Consider the following 15437-nt stretch of genomic DNA (forward strand, 5'->3'; position numbering starts at 1 on the left):
ACCAGGGTGGGAACCAAAGGCACCAACTCCGAGACGCGCATCCTCCTCTACTACCGCTTCACCCCCGTCGCGGACCCGACGGCGGTGATGCTGTGGCAACGCACGCTCTGCGAGTCACTGGGGTTGCGCGGCCGGATCATCATCAGCCGCCACGGCATCAACGGCACCGTCGGCGGCTCCCTCACCAGCGTGAAGCTCTACATCCGGCGTACCCGCGAGTACCCCGGCTTCCACGACATGGAGTTCAAGTGGTCGCCCGGCTCCGCCGAGGACTTCCCGAAACTGTCGGTGAAGGTGCGTGAGGAGATCGTCAGCTTCGGCGCCGCCGAGGAGCTGCAGGTCGACGAGCACGGCGTGGTCGGCGGCGGAACCCACCTCTCCCCCACCCAGGTCAACGAGCTGGTCGAACAGAAACGCGCCAACGGCGAGGACGTGGTCTTCTTCGACGGACGCAACGCCATGGAGGCGCAGATCGGACGGTTCAAGGGGGCGGTCGTCCCCGAGGTCGACACCACCCACGACTTCCTCCGCGAGATCGAGTCGGGCAGGTACGACGACCTCAAGGACCGTCCCGTGGTCACCTACTGCACCGGCGGCATCCGGTGCGAGGTGCTCAGCTCGCTGATGCGCAACCGCGGGTTCACCGACGTCTACCAGATCGACGGCGGCATCGTCCGCTACGGCGAGCAGTTCGGCGACGACGGGTTGTGGGAGGGCTCCCTCTACGTCTTCGACAAACGCATGCACATGGAGTTCAGCGAGGACTCCGTGCCCCTCGGCGCCTGCGTTCACTGCGGCACTGCGACCAACACCTTCCACAACTGCGTCAACGGCGACTGCCGGGAGATGGTGCTGCTGTGCGACGCCTGCGCGGCAGCGCCGGCCACGGCGCACTGCGGCGGGGACACCTGCCACGCCGCTGCGTCCTGACGCGGCCCGCTACCCTTAAAGTCAGTTGACGTACCTTCGCGACCTTCAAGCAGGAGCCCACCCCATGACCCGCAATCGTCGAGTCGCCACAGCACGCACCGTCGCAACGCTGGCGACCAGCACCGTCCTGCTGTTCGGCCTCTCCGCCTGCTCCTTCGAGACCGTCTTCACCACCACGCAGGACGACGGCACCGCCGACCGCGCGCAGGCGCTGTCCGCGCCCGGCAGCGCCGAGCTGTGGCGCACGTCCGGCACCGGGCCGGACGTGCTCAACGCCGACGCGCAGGACGGTTCGGCGATGTCCTTCGTCGACCCCGACCTGCTGGAGGACGGCGAACTCCCCGCCCGCATGAGCGTCACTGAAGCGCAGTCGCTGCAGGTCCTGCAGAAGATCGCCGACATGGTGGAGCAGGAGGGACGCCGGATCTCCGAGGTCGCCTCCCTGCGGGTCTACCTCACTCCCGAAGACGGTGCCGGGACGGCCGACTTCGAGGGGTGGGAGCGCGCCTACCGCAAGTTCTTCGCCAACCTCGACCCGCTGACCGGCGACTCGTTGCTGACCGGCACCTCGGCAGTGACGCTGACCGCGGAGACCAGCCCCTCGTCGAGCTCCGCGACGTCCGAACCGTCCTCCCCGTCGGCGTCCGCAACCACCTCGGCACCGTCCTCCCCCGGCACCGAGCCGACCGACACCACCGGGGACGACGAGGCCCCCTACTCCGGGGACACGAACCCGACGAAACCGACGGTGGTCACCGTCGGCGTGGCCGAGCAGCCCGTGGCCGGGTGGCTCGTGCAGGTCGAGGCCGAGGTCCTCTACGACAACGACTAGTGACGGACTAGGACGCTAGGCGCGTCCCCAGCCGTCGGTGACAACCTCAGGGGCCGCAACCTCAACAGGCTCAATACCGACGGTGACGGCGGACGCGGCCTGCGTGGCGCGCTCGCGGGCGCCGTCGACCGTCTCGGCGGTGGAGAAGGCCACGCCCATGCGGCGTCGTTCATGGCTGACCGGCTTGCCGAAGATGCGGACCTCGGTCTCCGGGACGCACAGGGCGTCCTTCAACCCGGTGTAGGTCGGGGCGGCGTCCGGCGCGCCACCCTCCACGCCGCCGTAGATCACCGCGGAGGCGCCCGGGGAGATCAGCGTGGTGTCGATCGGCAGGCCCAGGATCGCGCGGGCGTGCAGGTCGAACTCGCTGAAGCGCTGCGAACCCATGGTCACCATGCCGGTGTCGTGCGGGCGGGGGCTGACCTCGGAGAAGTAGACGTCGTCACCCTTGACGAACAGCTCCACGCCGAACACTCCGCGTCCCCCCAGGGCGCCGGTGATGCGCGCGGCGACCGACCGGGCCGACTCCAGCGCCGCCGTCGTCATCTGCGCCGGCTGCCAGGACTCCACGTAGTCGCCCCGGTCCTGACGGTGCCCGATCGGCTCGCAGAACCAGGTGGCGTCCTCCCCGGAGTCCGGATCCACCGAACGCACCGTGAGCAGCGTGATCTCGTAGTCGAAGGGCACGAACTGCTCGATGATCACCCGGCCCGACGACACGCGCGCCCCGCTCATCGCGTACTCCCACGACGTGCGGATGTCGTCCTCCGAGCGCACGTAGGACTGCCCCTTGCCCGAGGAACTCATCACCGGCTTGACCACGCACGGCATGCCGATACGCTCCACGCCCTCGGTGAACTCCTCGTAGGTGGAGGCGAAGACGTGGCGGGAGTTCGGCAGGCCGAGGTCACGGTCGGCGAGGGTACGGATGCCCTCGCGGTTCATCGTCAGACGCGTCGCCCGGGCGGTGGGGATGACCGTCGCCAGGCCCTCGTCCTCCACGTCCTGCAGCGCGTCGGTCGCCAGCGCCTCGATCTCGGGGACGACGAAGTGCGGACGCACCTTCTCGACGAGACCGCGCACGGCGGCGGCGTCCGTCATGTCGATGGTGTGGTGCGCGTCGGCGACGTGGTGCGCCGGCGCCCCGGCGTAGCGGTCGGCGGCGTGGACCTCGACCCCGTAGCGCTGCAGGGCGATCGTCACCTCCTTTCCGAGCTCCCCGGATCCCAGCAGCAGGACCCTCGTGGCGTTGGGCGCGAGAGGTGTACCGATGACGTCAGGCGTGTACATGGGACAAGACGCTACCAGCCGCGTCGCGGGAAACCCGCAGTCTCGTCAGGGTGCAGTCACGCCACCGCCAGGTTTCCCGGGTAGCCGGGCAGGCGGTCCTCCTCGTCGACGACCGAGTACGCCGAGGCGTCCCCGGTGATCACGCGCGAATGCTCGCCGGTGACACTCACCGGCACGGGCCCGGCGAGGGTGACGCGATGGTTCTTCCGCGCCTGGTCGCCGAAGTCGGCGACCCCGTAGTGCTGGGTGGCCAGGTTGTCCCAGATCGCCACGTCGCCCTCCTCCCAGTGCCAGCGCAGCGTGTTGTCCGGCGACAGGATGCGGGCCTGGAGCAGCCGGACGAGGTCACGGGACTCGTCGTCGCGCAGGTCCGCCAGGTGGGAGACGAACTGTCCGAGCAGCAGCGAGCGCTCCCCCGTCGCGGGGTGGACGTGGACCACCGGGTGTTCGGTCTCGAAACGGACCCGGGTGAACTCCGCGTAGGAGAAGCCGCTGGAGTCGGTCGAGTCCTTGTTCTGCGCCTGCTCCCGCGCCGAGGCGTAGTCGTAGTCGTTGGTGTGCACCGCCCACAGTCGGTCCGCCAGCTCGCGCAGCGGCTCCGGCAGCCGCTCGTAGGCGGCGACCGTGTTCGCCCACTCCGTGGCCCCGCCGTAGCCGGGCAGTTCCACGGCGCGCAAGACCGAGATCTTCGGCACCCGGTCGACGAAGGACACGTCCGTGTGCCAGGCGTTCGCCGCCCCCTCCAGGATGAGACTGTCCTGACCGTGGGAGGCCACGGTGGGGTGCGCCAGCGTGGGCGTGCCCAGCAGCCGGGCGAAGGCGTACTGGGAGTCGTCGGTGAGGTGCTGCTGGCCCCGGATGATGAGGACCTTGTGGACGGCGAGCTGGGAGCGCAGCCACCCGGCGGTGTCCGGGTCGAGGTCGCCGTCGAGACGCAGACCCTCGACCTTGGCGCCGACGCTGTGGGACAGGCGGGTGAGTTCGATAGACTGATCTGTCTGTTTCTTGGTCATGGGGTCAGCCTGGCACAGCCCGCCGGGACCGTGCACCGGTTCCGGTCAGGGTGAATCGAAGTGGGCCCTACGGCTCACCAGCGGGGATTGTCCAGGTCCACTCCCCGGTCGGCAGCGTTCGCCTTGATCAGCTCCACCAGGTAGTCGGTGTGGTCCACCCCGTCCACCGTCCAGTTCATGCGGAACCGGTCGTCACCGACGTACATCGCCGACAGGATCACCTGACGGTCGTGCGGGCAGTCGTACCACTGCGAGATCGAGCGACGCTGACGCTCCGCCAGGGCATTGCCTTCCTCCGAGCCCGGCGCGACGTCGCGGCCGTGGGCCTCGGCGAGCGCCCGGGCGAAGTCATCGCCCTCGGCGCGGATCGCCGTCCAGTCGTCCTCCCCCATCTTCTCCATGACCTGCTGCGAGCGACGCCATTCCTCGGTGTCACCCCAGCGCTCCTCGGCCTCGCGCTGGTAGTCGGGGTCCCAACCGTTGCCGAGGATCTCGCGCACCCGCTCAGCGGGGACCGGGCCCGTGTACACGCCTGACTCCGTCTCTGCGAGCAGGTCCTCCACCGCCGCGAGCATTCTGTCGACCCCGTCGCGGCGGTCGCGCAGCATCTCGCGCTGGCGCAGCAGGTGCGTGCGCTCGTCGGCACCGTCCAACATCTCCGCGATCTCGCCCAGCGGGACGCCGGACTCGCGGTAGACGAGGATGCGCTGGCCGCGGACGAGGTCGTCGTCGGTGTAGATGCGGTAGTCCGACCAGGTGCGGACCTGCGGGACCAGCAGCCCCTTCGCGTCCCAGTGGTGCAGGGTGCGCACCGTGACCCCGAGGAAGTCGGCGGCCTGGCTGACGGTGAGTTCTGTGTTCTGTTCGTTTTGTTCCATACCCAGGATCCTCGCCCCTGACGCCGCGTGAGGGTCAAGCGTTACTTTCCGAGCCGTTTCTGTCGATGTCCTACAACGAAGCCGACCGAATCGGCTCGGATAGTTACAGGACGTGGGACCGGTCGCTGACAGCGTCGGCGAAGGCGGCATTGTGGCAGGACCACAGCACCGCCGGCGACGGCAGCTCCCGCGATGCGAGCCCACTGTCGGCCAGTGCGGCGTGGTACTCCCCGGCCGCGTAGCCCCGCATCACCGTTGTCAGCCATGCGTACCCCTCCGCGTCCAACCCCACGGTCGGCTCGTCGAGGATCAGCAGACCCGGCCCCCGCACCAGCGCCGCGGCGACGGCGAGCATCCTGCGCGGCGAGCTCGGGACGTCCAACGGGTGGACGTCGCGCCACCGCTCCAGCCCCACCCACCGCAGCGCGACCTCGGCGTGGGCGGCGTCGGTGCCCACGGCGAGTTCCTTGAGCACGGTGCGGCGCGAGAACGCCGCGTCCATCCCCGTCGGCGCCCAGCCGACGACCGGCGCCTCGACGGTCCCGCCGCACGGCAGCAGGCCGAGGACGGCGAGCATCAGCGTGGTCTTGCCCGACCCGTTCGGCCCGGCGAGGTGCGTGACCTGCCCGCCCTGCGCGGTGAAGCTGACCGGGCCCAGGGCGAAGGAGCCGCGGGACACCGTCAGGTCGCGCACGGACAGCACCGTGCCGCGGGAGGACGCGGCGGAGGCAGCGTCCGGTACTGGGTCCGGCACGGGGTCAGGTGCAGCGGCGGGCGTGGCGTCCAACCGGATCTCGTGGCTCGCGTCGTCGGCGAGCACGGTACGCACCCGGTCGTAGACGGTGACGTCGCCGTCGAAACCGGCGAGGGTGCGCCGCAGGGTCTCGACGGCCGCGGCGTCCAACCCGTCGGTCGGGCAGTCCAGCACCAGGGCGCCGGGATCGCGCAGCAGGGCCGCGGCGATGGCGACCCGGCGCGTCTGGCCGGTGGACAGCCGGGAGGGCTCGCGGTCGGCGAGGGTGCGCAGCCCCCAGGTGTCCATCGCCGAATCGATCCGGGTGGCCATGACCTCCGGTGCGATGCCCTGCTGCTCCATGCCGAAGGCCAGTTCCTCGCGGACGGTGGAGCGCAGCAACGAGACGTGGGCGGCGGCGTCGTTACCCACCCAGGCCGCCCCGGATTCCTCCGCGGCGGCCCACGCGTGTTCGGACAACCCGGCCCCGGAGGACGCCCAGATGAAACGGTCGATCATGAGGTGACCGTACCAGTGGCGGTGTCCCGTCAAGCCCTCTGCGCTTGCGTCCCCGCCCCCTGCACCTCCTCGACACCGAGGTCCTTCACCAGGTCGACCACGGCCCCCGCCGACGTCGCCCGCCGGAGGGACTCCCGGAACTCGTCCCTCATCAATGCACGGGCGAGCTTCGCGAGGACCCTGAGGTGCTGCTTCCCGGAATCCTCCGGCACGGCGATGAGGAACACCAGGTCGACAGGCTCACCGTCCGGGGCGTCCCACTCAACGGGGGCCCGGAGACGTCCGAAGACCAGGGTCGGGACGCTCACCGCGGCGCTGCGTGCGTGCGGGATGGCCACGCCGTGGCCGACCGCGGTGATGGACTGCGCCTCACGGGCCAGGGCGGCGTCCACCACGCCCGGAGCGTCGAGACGTCCCTGCTCCTCCGCCTGACCGGCGAGGGCACGGATCACCGCGGCCGCGTCCGCTGCGTCCGCTGTGTCCCCTGCGTCCGCCGTGTCCGCCGCGGGAACCAGGTCGAGGACGACGGTGCCCGCGTCGATGAGGTCCGGCGAGGCCGGCTCCGTGTCGGGGTCCTCATCCTCCCCCACCTCAGGTGCACCCGTGGTGACCACCATCAGCAGCAGCGACACCGCGGTCGTCACGGCGATGCCGACGACCAGGGCCAGGAAGAACCAGGCGATGCCCTCGACAGCCCCCAGGACGGCGACGATCGGCCCACCGTGCATCACGTTGTCCTTCACCCCGAACATGCCCGCCAACGCTCCGGCGACCGCACCACCGATCACGTTGGCGGGGATGATCTGCAGCGGCCGGGCGACAGCCAGGGGAATCGCACCCTCGGAGATGCCGAAGAAGCCCATGAAGAGCCCGGCGATCCCGGCGTCACGCTCCGCCTTGTTGAACCGGCGGCGGGCGAGCAGCGTCGTCACACCGGCGGCGATCGGCGGCACGGCGATCGCGACCGCCGCCATGCCCATCGGCGCCGCGTTGCCGGTGGCGATGAGACCACCGGCGAAGAGGAACGCCGTCTTGTTCAGCGGTCCGCCCATGTCGAAGGCGATCATGGCCCCGATGATCGCCCCGAGCAGCAGCACGGACGACCCCTGCATCCCCTCCAGTCCCTCCGTCATGACCTCGAAGAGTGTGGCGATGGGGTTACCCAGCAGGTAGATGAACAGACCACCGACGATGAGGGTGGTCAGCACGGGGATGACGATGATCGGCCAGATCGGCTGGATGTACTTGTGGACCGGGATCCGCCGGATCGCCAGTGCCACGTACCCGGAGAGCACACCGGTGACGATGCCGCCGAGGAACCCGGCGTCCGCCTCGGACCCGTACAGGTCGCCGGTCACCGCCACGAGCCCGGTCACGAAACCCGGCGCGAGGCCGGGCCGGTCGGCGATGGCCATCGCGATGTACCCGGACAGGACCGGAACCATCAGGGAGAAGGCCAGACCACCGAGCTGGTTGAGCGTGTCCCAGAACGTCCCCTCGGGAATGACCAGCCCTTCGGCCGTGGGCTCCCCGCCCAGGGACAGTGCCACGGCGAGCATCAGCCCTCCGGTGACGACGAACGGGATCATGTGGGAGACGCCGTTCATCAGCGCACGGTAGAGGTCGTCCCCGAACGTCCTGATCCAGGACCGTTCCCCCGCCGCCGTCCCGGCACCGGCGCCACCGGCGCCACCGGCGCCGGCGTCCTCACCGCTGCTCGTCGGTGCGTCCAACGCCCGCCGGAGCACCTCGGCCGGCCGCTTGATGCCGTCGTCCACTCCCGTGGACAGCAGCGGCTTGCCCGCGAACCGGGAGGTGTCGATCTTCATGTCCGCCGCAACCACGACCGCCGCGGCCTCACGGACCTCCTGGTCGGTGAAGGAATTCTCCACCCCGATGGACCCGTGGGTCTCCACCCGGACCCGCACGCCGGCGACGTCGGCGGCCCCCTCGAGGTTCTCGGCGGCCATGTAGGTGTGGGCGATTCCGGTGGGGCACGCGGTGATCGCCAGAACGAGTGGCGGGGGCTCTGATGACGTCATCGTTTCGAGGGTAGAGAAGTTCACTGCGGATAATTGCACACCTACCTCATGTAGGGGGCCTAAGTGCTACGGTCACCGGGTGGCTGCAAGTTGGAACATCTTCACGCGGGACGTCGGACGTATCCTGCGCACCCCCAAGGTCTGGGTGATCGTGATCGGCGTACTGATCACCCCCGCGCTGTACTCGTGGGTGAACGTCGCCGCGTTCTGGGACCCCTACGGAAACACCGAGAACATCGGTGTCGCCGTGGTGAACGAGGACGAGGGAGGGACCTCCGACATCACCGGGCCGATCGACGTCGGCGGGCAGCTCGTCGACCAGATCAGCGAGAACGACCAACTCGGCTGGCAGTTCATGGACGAGGACGAGGCCGCCGAGGCGGTGCGTCGTGGCGACGTGTCCGCCAGCATCACCGTGCCGTCGACCTTCTCCTCCGACATCCTCAGCATGTTCCAGGGCACCTACTCCCAGCCCACGCTGAAGTACCAGGTCAACGAGAAGAAGAGCGCGATCTCCCCGAAGATCACGGACCAGGGCGCGACGACCCTGGACACCACGATCAACTCGGTGTTCAAGGAGACCGTCGCCGAGGCCGTGACCACCGAGCTGCGCGAGGCCGGCGGCGACCTCGGCGACCAGCTGACCGACGCGGGCACCCGCACCGCCAACGCCTTCGACGAGACCGCCGAGACCATGGCGTCCGCACAGGACGAGGTGACGCGCATCAGCCAGCGCCTGGAGGACGCCCGCCCCACGATCTCCGCGACGCAGGACGCGCTGCGTTCCGTCGACGCGACGCTGGGCGACGCCACCACCGCGCTCGGGCAGGTGCAGTCGATCATGAGCGAGGTCCAGACGCAGGTGTCGGACTTCTCCGACGCGGCGACCTCGGCCTTCCTCGACAGCTCCACCGCCCTGGCGGACGGTACGGCGTCGGCGAACTCCGCGATCGCCTCGGTCACCGGCGAGCTGGAGCGCGCCGGCGCCGGCATCGGCACGGCCACGCGCGAGGCGTCCGGCATCGTCCGGCAGGCCGACCGGGCCATCGACCAGCTGCAGAGCCTGGTCGACAGTGCCGCGGTCACGCCCGGCGTCGCCGGGCCGCTCAGCGACACCCTCGACGAGCTGCGCGAGCGCAACGCCTCCAACCAGGCGATCATCGACGACCTGACGGGCCTGCAGGACAATGCGTCCGACACGCTCTCCTCCGTCAACGCCGCGGCGGACGCCCTGGCGGACGCCACCAGCGACACCCGGCAGACCGCCGAGGGCCTGCGCAGCGCCGTCGGCGACTCCATGCCAGCGCTGAACTCGGCGATCAACCAGGTCAACTCCACCGCGGGCGCCTTCTCCTCCGCACTGAGTTCCCAGCGCACGCTGATCGGTGAGTCGATCAACCTGCTCGACGGCGTCGACGGGCAGATCGGCACCACGCAGGACGTCCTGGGCAACTTCCGCGACGACCTCTCCGGCATCGAGGACGGTCTGGGCACGGCGCGGGCGGACGTCCTGGCGTTGAACGCCGCGTCCGGCTCCGGGGTGCTCGGCACCGTCGCCGGTCTGGACTCGGTGGGCATCTCCGAGTTCATGGCCAGCCCCGCCGAGGTGGAGAGCCACGCGGTGTACCCGGTCGGCAGCTACGGCTCCGGCATGGCCGCCCTGTTCACCAACCTGTCGCTGTGGATCGGCGCGTTCATGCTGATGATGATCTTCCGCACGGAGGTCGACACCGCCCGGCTGAAGAAGCTCACCGTGGCCCAGGCCTACCGCGGGCGTCTGCTGCTGCTCGCCGTGCTGGCCGCGTGCCAGGGCGTGGTGGTGGCCGTCGGCAACCTGGTCATCGGTGTGCAGACCGTGAACCCGGTGGTCTTCGTGGGCACCTGCGTGCTCATCGGCCTCTGTTACCTCAGCATCATCTACGGGCTCGTGTCCGCCCTCGGGCACATCGGGCGGGTGATCGCCGTGGTCCTGGCGTTCCTCCAGATACCCGGGGCCTCGGGCATGTACCCGATCGAGATGACCCCCGACTTCTTCCAGGCGCTGCACCCGATCCTGCCGTTGACCTACGGCATCGACGCGCTGCGCGAGACCATCGGCGGCTTCTACCAGGACCACTACTGGAAGGCGATGGGCGCACTGGCGCTGATGGCCGTGCTCGCCTTCGTGGCCGGCACCCTGGGCCGCCGCAGCCTGTCGAACGTGAAACGCATGGTCAACCGGCAGCATGCCGCGTCCGGCCTGATCGTCAACGACCAGGTCGAGATCGTGGGCAGCAGCTACCGTCTGACCGACGTCATCCACGCCATGCGTGACCGCGACGCCTTCCGCGACGAGATCGACCACCGGTGGAAGGCGGTGCGCGACAACTACACCACCCTGCTGCGCGCCGCCGTGATCGCCGGCGTCGTGGGTGTGGTCGCCCTGTGCGTCCTGTCCCGGGTCTACTCCGGGGAGAAGGCGGTGATCTTCGGCCTGGCGTGTCTGTGGGGTCTGATCATCGTCGGCGTGATCGCCGCGCTGGAGTACGTGAAGCAGAGCTTCGCCCACGTCCAGGAGCTCACCGACCTCTCCGAGGAGGAGCTGCGGGAGGCCGCCGCCGCACAGGCCGAACGCCACAAGACCTACTCCCTGGACGGTGACGACGCATGAGCAACGCCCTGAGCATCCTGCGCAGCGACCTGCGCGGGCTGCGCAACAACGTGATGTCCTCCGTGGTGGTCGTGGGTCTGATCCTGATCCCGCTGCTGTTCTCCACGTTCAACGTGCTGGCCAGCTGGAACCCCTTCGGCAACACCGACCAGCTCAAGATCGCCGTGGCCAGCACCGACGAGGGCCACGAGAGCGACCTTGCCTCCCTGAAGATCAACCTGGGTGACCAGGTGCTCTCGCAGCTCAGCCGTAACGACCAGATCGACTGGGTCATCACCGCCGAGGACGAGGCCATCGAGGGCACAAAGGCCGGCGACTACTACGCCGCCATCGTGCTGCCGCCCACGTTCAGCACCGACATGCTGACCTTCTACGTGGAGGGTTCCGAGCCCTCCACGCTGGACCTGTACACCAACGAGAAGAAGAACGCGCTGTCCACGGTCATCACCTCCCAGGGTGCCGAGGGCATGATCTCGCAGATCAACGAGACCTTCACGCGCACGATCAGCAGCGTGGGACTGGGCCTGGTGTCGTCCCTGGACGACTACCTGGAGCAGGACGACACCCAGGCCGCGATCCAACGCGTGGAGTCGCGCGTGGAGAACGTGAGCACCCGCCTGCACTCCGGCGCGCAGACCGTGCGCTCGCTCACCGGCCTGCTGGACACCTCCATCCCCCTCGTGGAGGGCGCGGGCAACATCGTCGAGGCCGCCGGCGGGCAGTTCGACGACCCCTCCAGCCAGGCCGGCGACGGTGCCGGCGCCGCCAGCGACCTGGACTCCACCCTGCGTGGGGCCACGGACTCGCTCGAGACCGCGCTGGACGCCACGGGCCAGAGCTACGCCGCCGTCGGTGAGCGTCTGGACGAGCTCTTCGACAGCGCCGACGCCACCAGCACCAGCACCGCGTCCACCTTCCGCACCATGGCACAGCGCGTGCAGGAGCAGGCCGACTTCTTCCAGTCGCTGCGCGACTCCCTGGAGTCCAACGTGTCCGGCGTGCTGCCGGACGTGGCCGAGCCCGGCTACGAGCGCGTGCTCTCCCGCCTCGACGCCGCCATCGACCGCAGCACCGACCTGCACGACAACCTCGCGCAGACCGCCGAGGACATCGAGGCCGGCACCAGTTCCTCGGAGTCCTCCCGGCAGGACAGCCGCGACGCGATCTCGCGGGCGCGCGCCGCCGTGGACGACGCCGTGACGTCCTACCGCGAGGACCTCAAACCCCAGCTCGATTCGCTGGGCGAGACCCTCGACTCGCTGGGCGACAACATCTCCAGCGTGCGCGAGGACCTGGGCGACATCCGCGGCACGATCTCGGACTCCCCCGGGTCCGTGGGCGAGGCCCTGGCGCGCACGCGCGACGCCACCGCCACGATGGCCGACCGCCTCGACGAGCACGCCGACCGTTTCTCCGAGCTGCAGCAGGCCCTGGCCACCGCCGGCGACACCGGCGACTTCTCCCGCCTCGCCGAGGTCGTGGGCTCGGACCCGGAGGCGCTGGCCTCGCAGCTCGCCGCGCCGGTGGAGGTGGAACGCGACCCGGTGTTCCCCGTCGCCAGCTTCGGCGTGGGCATGGCGCCCCTCTACACCGCCCTGGCGCTGTGGATCGGCGCGACCATCACCGCCGTGCTGGTGCGCACCGGCCTGCCGGAGAAGAAGACCGCCGGGAAGGACGCTGCGGGCTCCGACGGCGCAGCGTCCGGTGGTGACGGCGGTGACGGCGACGGCAACGACGCCGCTGCCGCGGCTGCCGGGGAGGACGCTACGACGCAGGACGTCGCGGCGGCCGAGCCGTCCGGCGCGTCCGCCACGTCCGACACCGAGCCGGAGTACACGCGGGCGCAGCAGTACTTCGGACGCTTCGGCATCTTCGCGCTCATCGGCCTGGCGCAGAGCACCCTGGCCGTGCTGAGTCTGATCTTCTTCGTGGAGATCGACGCCGCGCACCCGTTCCTGCTGATGATCTGCGGCTGGGTCACCTCACTGGTATTCATGCTGGTCGTGTACACGCTGGTGCTGTCGTTCGGCAGTGCGGGCAAGGCGATCGCCGTGCTGCTGCTGGTGTTCCAGGTGTCCGGTGCCGGCGGTGCGTACCCGCTGCCGCTGCTGCCGCAGTGGTTCCAGAACATCAGCCCGTGGCTGCCCGCCACCCACGCGATCGACGCCATGCGCGCCGCCATCGCCGGGGTGTACCGCGGCGACCTGTGGATCGAGCTCGGACTGCTGCTGCTGTTCGCGGTCCCCGCGCTGATCCTCGGCCTGGTGCTGCGCCGCCTGCTCGACGGCTACAACCGCAAGACCACCGAGGCCATCGAGTCGACGAAGATCATGTCGTGAACGTGAGGGTTGGTCTGGCAGTACACCGAACAGCGGTCCCTGCCGCGGCATGATCGACGATGCTTGACTTGAGGAGTCCCTGAGCAGGCCGAACCTGCTCCTTCCCCTCAAGAACGGATCGTCCCCATGTCGAATACTCCTTCAGACCGCGTCGCCGTCGTCACCGGAGCGTCCTCCGGCATCGGGGCGGCGACCGCCCGGGCGCTCGCGGCGAACGGCTACCGCGTTGCACTGCTGGCCCGGCGCCTCGACCGGATCGAGGCGCTGGCCGCCGAACTGGACAACGGCTCCATCGCGATCCAGGCCGACGTCACCTCCCACGAGCAGCTCCTCGCGGCGGCGCAGCGGGTGCAGGACGAACTCGGCGGTGCCGACGTCCTGGTCAACAACGCCGGAACCATGCTGCTCGGGCCGTTCTCCGCCGATCGCCACGACGACTACCGCGCGATGGTCGAGGCGAACCTGCTCGGCGCGATCACCGCCACGGAGGTCTTCCTCGACCAGCTCACCGCCGGTGGCGGCGACCTGGTGAACATCTCCTCCGTCGCCGGACGCACCGCGCGCCCCACCAACGGCGTTTACGCGGCCACCAAGTGGGGAGTCAACGGCTGGTCGGAGTCGCTTCGCCAGGAACTGCTGCCGGACGTGCGTGTCCTGGTCATCGAGCCCGGGGTCGTGGACACCGAACTGCCGACCCACATCACCCACGACGCCACCCGTGCCGCCGTCCAGGAGGGCTACGACGCCGCGACGGTCAAACCCGAGGAGATCGCCGACATCATCGCCTTCGCGCTCACCCGCCCGCGCCACCTCGCCATCAACGAGATCCTGGTGCGGCCGTCCACGCAGGCCGGGTAGCGCAGGGTCACGCGGTCACGCGCCGCGGGCCTCCTCACGGATCTGCGCGACGGCGTCGTTGAAGCCGTCGCCACAGCTGCTCGAGCCGGCGAGGAACCCGACCTCGACGTCGTCGATGCTCTCACCGACCACCTCGTCCGGCAGCGCAGCGGCGAAGCGCTCCTGGTAGCCGCGGGAGGTGTCGTTGTTGTCCTCCATGAGTTCAGACTCGACGTCCGTGATGACGTCGTCCTCGATGGTGACCGTGAAGTCCATGTGCGACGGCGCCCCGCCGTAGACGCCGCGGGCCGTGTACGTCCCGTCGGCGTAGCCGCCGGTGCTGGTGGGTGCGGCGGTTGTCCTCGGACCAGGTTCACCGTCACCGGCGCAACCAGCCAGTACCGTGGCAAGGGACACCGAGGCTGCGGCACCGAAGGCGGCGCGGGTGAGGATGTGGGACTTCATGGGGGTCTCCTTACAAGAGTTCTAGATGAAGAGCTCGCCGGTGAAGTTGTCCGACCACTGGACGCGGCCGTCGGCGAGCATGCGTACCCAGGCGGCGTCGAACCCGCCCAACCGCCCGGGATCGGCGAGGAAGAGTGAGGTGGCGAGCCCGTCCGCCGTGGCGGCGTCGGCGGCGACGACCCACGTCCCGACGACGTCGGTCACCGGTGTCCCGGTGCGTCCGTCGAGGATGTGGTGCAGGCCCTCGCCCCAGGTACGACGGTTTACCGCCGAGGCGCAGAGCGCCGCGTCCTGCAGCGCGACGGTGCCGATCACGCGCCCAGGGCGCGTGGGATGTTCCAGACCTGCGACGACCGGCTCCGATCCGACGTGTCGGACGTCCCCGCCCCCGTCGACCAGCGCGTTCTCCACACCGGCATGACGCAACAGCTCGGCGACCAGGTCGACCAGGTGCCCTTTTCCGGCGGCCCCCACGTCGATCACCACCGGACGCTCGGTGACCAGCATGTTTCCGTCCCCCGTCCGGCGGACGTCACGCGACCAGTCGTCCGGCGTGCGTGAAGCGAGACCGTCTCGGTCAGGGACCGGGGAGTAGCCGGCGTCGTAGCCGAGCAACTCCAGATCGCGGCCGACCAGCGGATCAACCGCCCCACCGGTGGCGTGGAAGAGACGGTCGTAGAGGTCCAGCAGAGCCATGTCACGCTCGGGAATGCGGAAGCCTCCCCCAGCATCCGCACGCGCGATCTCGGCGACGAGGGAGTCGGCGCGGAACCGCGACCACACCCTGTCGACGTCCTCACACAGGGACAGGACGTCCCGGCGCAGCGCGCCGGTCAACGGTTCATCGGTGGTGACGCGCCATCCGGTGCCGATCGCGTCGAAGGCGAACACCGTGCGTCCCATGGGTAC

At 69.7% G+C, this 15437-nt stretch carries 12 protein-coding genes; 5 read left to right on the forward strand and 7 right to left on the reverse strand.

Going from position 1 to position 15437, the window contains the following annotated elements; all coding sequences use genetic code 11:
* Positions 1 to 6: 6 nt before the first annotated feature.
* Together trhO and ACT3UN_RS04380 are read left to right on the forward strand one after the other, a co-directional pair.
* On the forward strand, positions 7 to 930 hold the full coding sequence (gene trhO, locus ACT3UN_RS04375) for an oxygen-dependent tRNA uridine(34) hydroxylase TrhO (RefSeq protein WP_444656443.1): 924 nt from the start codon (positions 7 to 9) through the stop codon (positions 928 to 930).
* 64 nt (positions 931 to 994) lie between these two features.
* Positions 995 to 1762 (forward strand): hypothetical protein, encoded by a 768-nt coding sequence (locus ACT3UN_RS04380; protein ID WP_301443639.1) that lies wholly within the window; start codon positions 995 to 997, stop codon positions 1760 to 1762.
* A 15-nt stretch (positions 1763 to 1777) separates the two neighbouring features.
* On the opposite strand, the gene purT is transcribed toward ACT3UN_RS04380, so the two are convergent.
* The 5 genes from purT to ACT3UN_RS04405 all read right to left on the reverse strand — a co-directional run bounded on the left by purT (position 1778) and on the right by ACT3UN_RS04405 (position 8237).
* Positions 1778 to 3052 (reverse strand): formate-dependent phosphoribosylglycinamide formyltransferase, encoded by a 1275-nt coding sequence (purT, locus tag ACT3UN_RS04385; protein WP_301443638.1) that lies wholly within the window; start codon positions 3050 to 3052, stop codon positions 1778 to 1780.
* Between the two features lie 56 nt (positions 3053 to 3108).
* Positions 3109 to 4065 (reverse strand): TauD/TfdA dioxygenase family protein, encoded by a 957-nt coding sequence (locus tag ACT3UN_RS04390; protein WP_444656446.1) that lies wholly within the window; start codon positions 4063 to 4065, stop codon positions 3109 to 3111.
* Positions 4066 to 4139: 74 nt separating this feature from the next.
* The gene (locus ACT3UN_RS04395) at positions 4140 to 4943 is read right to left on the reverse strand and encodes a MerR family transcriptional regulator (protein WP_441582774.1); all 804 of its coding nucleotides are present in this window, start codon (positions 4941 to 4943) and stop codon (positions 4140 to 4142) included.
* A 103-nt stretch (positions 4944 to 5046) separates the two neighbouring features.
* Positions 5047 to 6195: an ATP-binding cassette domain-containing protein gene (locus ACT3UN_RS04400; RefSeq protein WP_301444037.1), complete on the reverse strand. Its 1149-nt coding sequence runs from the start codon at positions 6193 to 6195 to the stop codon at positions 5047 to 5049.
* Between the two features lie 29 nt (positions 6196 to 6224).
* Positions 6225 to 8237 carry a fructose-specific PTS transporter subunit EIIC gene (locus tag ACT3UN_RS04405; RefSeq protein ID WP_444656448.1) on the reverse strand — a complete coding sequence of 671 codons (2013 nt, stop codon included), beginning with the start codon at positions 8235 to 8237 and terminating at the stop codon, positions 6225 to 6227.
* 79 nt (positions 8238 to 8316) lie between these two features.
* On the opposite strand from ACT3UN_RS04405, the gene ACT3UN_RS04410 reads away from it, so the two are divergent.
* From ACT3UN_RS04410 to ACT3UN_RS04420, 3 genes are all read left to right on the forward strand, one after another.
* On the forward strand, positions 8317 to 10887 hold the full coding sequence (locus ACT3UN_RS04410) for a YhgE/Pip family protein (RefSeq protein ID WP_444656450.1): 2571 nt from the start codon (positions 8317 to 8319) through the stop codon (positions 10885 to 10887).
* Positions 10884 to 13226 carry a YhgE/Pip family protein gene (locus ACT3UN_RS04415; protein WP_441582770.1) on the forward strand — a complete coding sequence of 781 codons (2343 nt, stop codon included), beginning with the start codon at positions 10884 to 10886 and terminating at the stop codon, positions 13224 to 13226. Before ACT3UN_RS04410 ends, ACT3UN_RS04415 begins: the two co-directional genes overlap by 4 nt.
* A 126-nt stretch (positions 13227 to 13352) precedes the next feature.
* Positions 13353 to 14084 carry an SDR family oxidoreductase gene (locus ACT3UN_RS04420; RefSeq protein WP_441582769.1) on the forward strand — a complete coding sequence of 244 codons (732 nt, stop codon included), beginning with the start codon at positions 13353 to 13355 and terminating at the stop codon, positions 14082 to 14084.
* 15 nt (positions 14085 to 14099) lie between these two features.
* On the opposite strand, the gene ACT3UN_RS04425 is transcribed toward ACT3UN_RS04420, so the two are convergent.
* Together ACT3UN_RS04425 and ACT3UN_RS04430 are read right to left on the reverse strand one after the other, a co-directional pair.
* A complete protein-coding gene (locus tag ACT3UN_RS04425) occupies positions 14100 to 14528 on the reverse strand; it encodes a hypothetical protein (RefSeq protein WP_301442492.1) in 429 nt (142 codons plus the stop codon).
* A 21-nt stretch (positions 14529 to 14549) separates the two neighbouring features.
* Positions 14550 to 15431, reverse strand: a complete 882-nt coding sequence (locus ACT3UN_RS04430) for an FAD:protein FMN transferase (protein WP_444656453.1) — start codon at positions 15429 to 15431, stop codon at positions 14550 to 14552.
* Positions 15432 to 15437: the final 6 nt, after the last annotated feature.

The sequence above is a fragment of the Corynebacterium sp. AOP12-C2-36 genome (assembly GCF_052379185.1).
GTDB lineage: Bacteria > Actinomycetota > Actinomycetes > Mycobacteriales > Mycobacteriaceae > Corynebacterium.

Coding starts and splice junctions, on each gene's coding strand:
- ACT3UN_RS04380 (WP_301443639.1), top strand. CDS start 995: ATGACCCGCAATCGTCGAGTCGCCACAGCACGCACCGTCGCAACGCTG.
- purT (WP_301443638.1), bottom strand. CDS start 3,052: ATGTACACGCCTGACGTCATCGGTACACCTCTCGCGCCCAACGCCACG.
- ACT3UN_RS04390 (WP_444656446.1), bottom strand. CDS start 4,065: ATGACCAAGAAACAGACAGATCAGTCTATCGAACTCACCCGCCTGTCC.
- ACT3UN_RS04395 (WP_441582774.1), bottom strand. CDS start 4,943: ATGGAACAAAACGAACAGAACACAGAACTCACCGTCAGCCAGGCCGCC.
- ACT3UN_RS04400 (WP_301444037.1), bottom strand. CDS start 6,195: ATGATCGACCGTTTCATCTGGGCGTCCTCCGGGGCCGGGTTGTCCGAA.
- ACT3UN_RS04405 (WP_444656448.1), bottom strand. CDS start 8,237: ATGACGTCATCAGAGCCCCCGCCACTCGTTCTGGCGATCACCGCGTGC.
- ACT3UN_RS04415 (WP_441582770.1), top strand. CDS start 10,884: ATGAGCAACGCCCTGAGCATCCTGCGCAGCGACCTGCGCGGGCTGCGC.
- ACT3UN_RS04420 (WP_441582769.1), top strand. CDS start 13,353: ATGTCGAATACTCCTTCAGACCGCGTCGCCGTCGTCACCGGAGCGTCC.
- ACT3UN_RS04425 (WP_301442492.1), bottom strand. CDS start 14,528: ATGAAGTCCCACATCCTCACCCGCGCCGCCTTCGGTGCCGCAGCCTCG.
- ACT3UN_RS04430 (WP_444656453.1), bottom strand. CDS start 15,431: ATGGGACGCACGGTGTTCGCCTTCGACGCGATCGGCACCGGATGGCGC.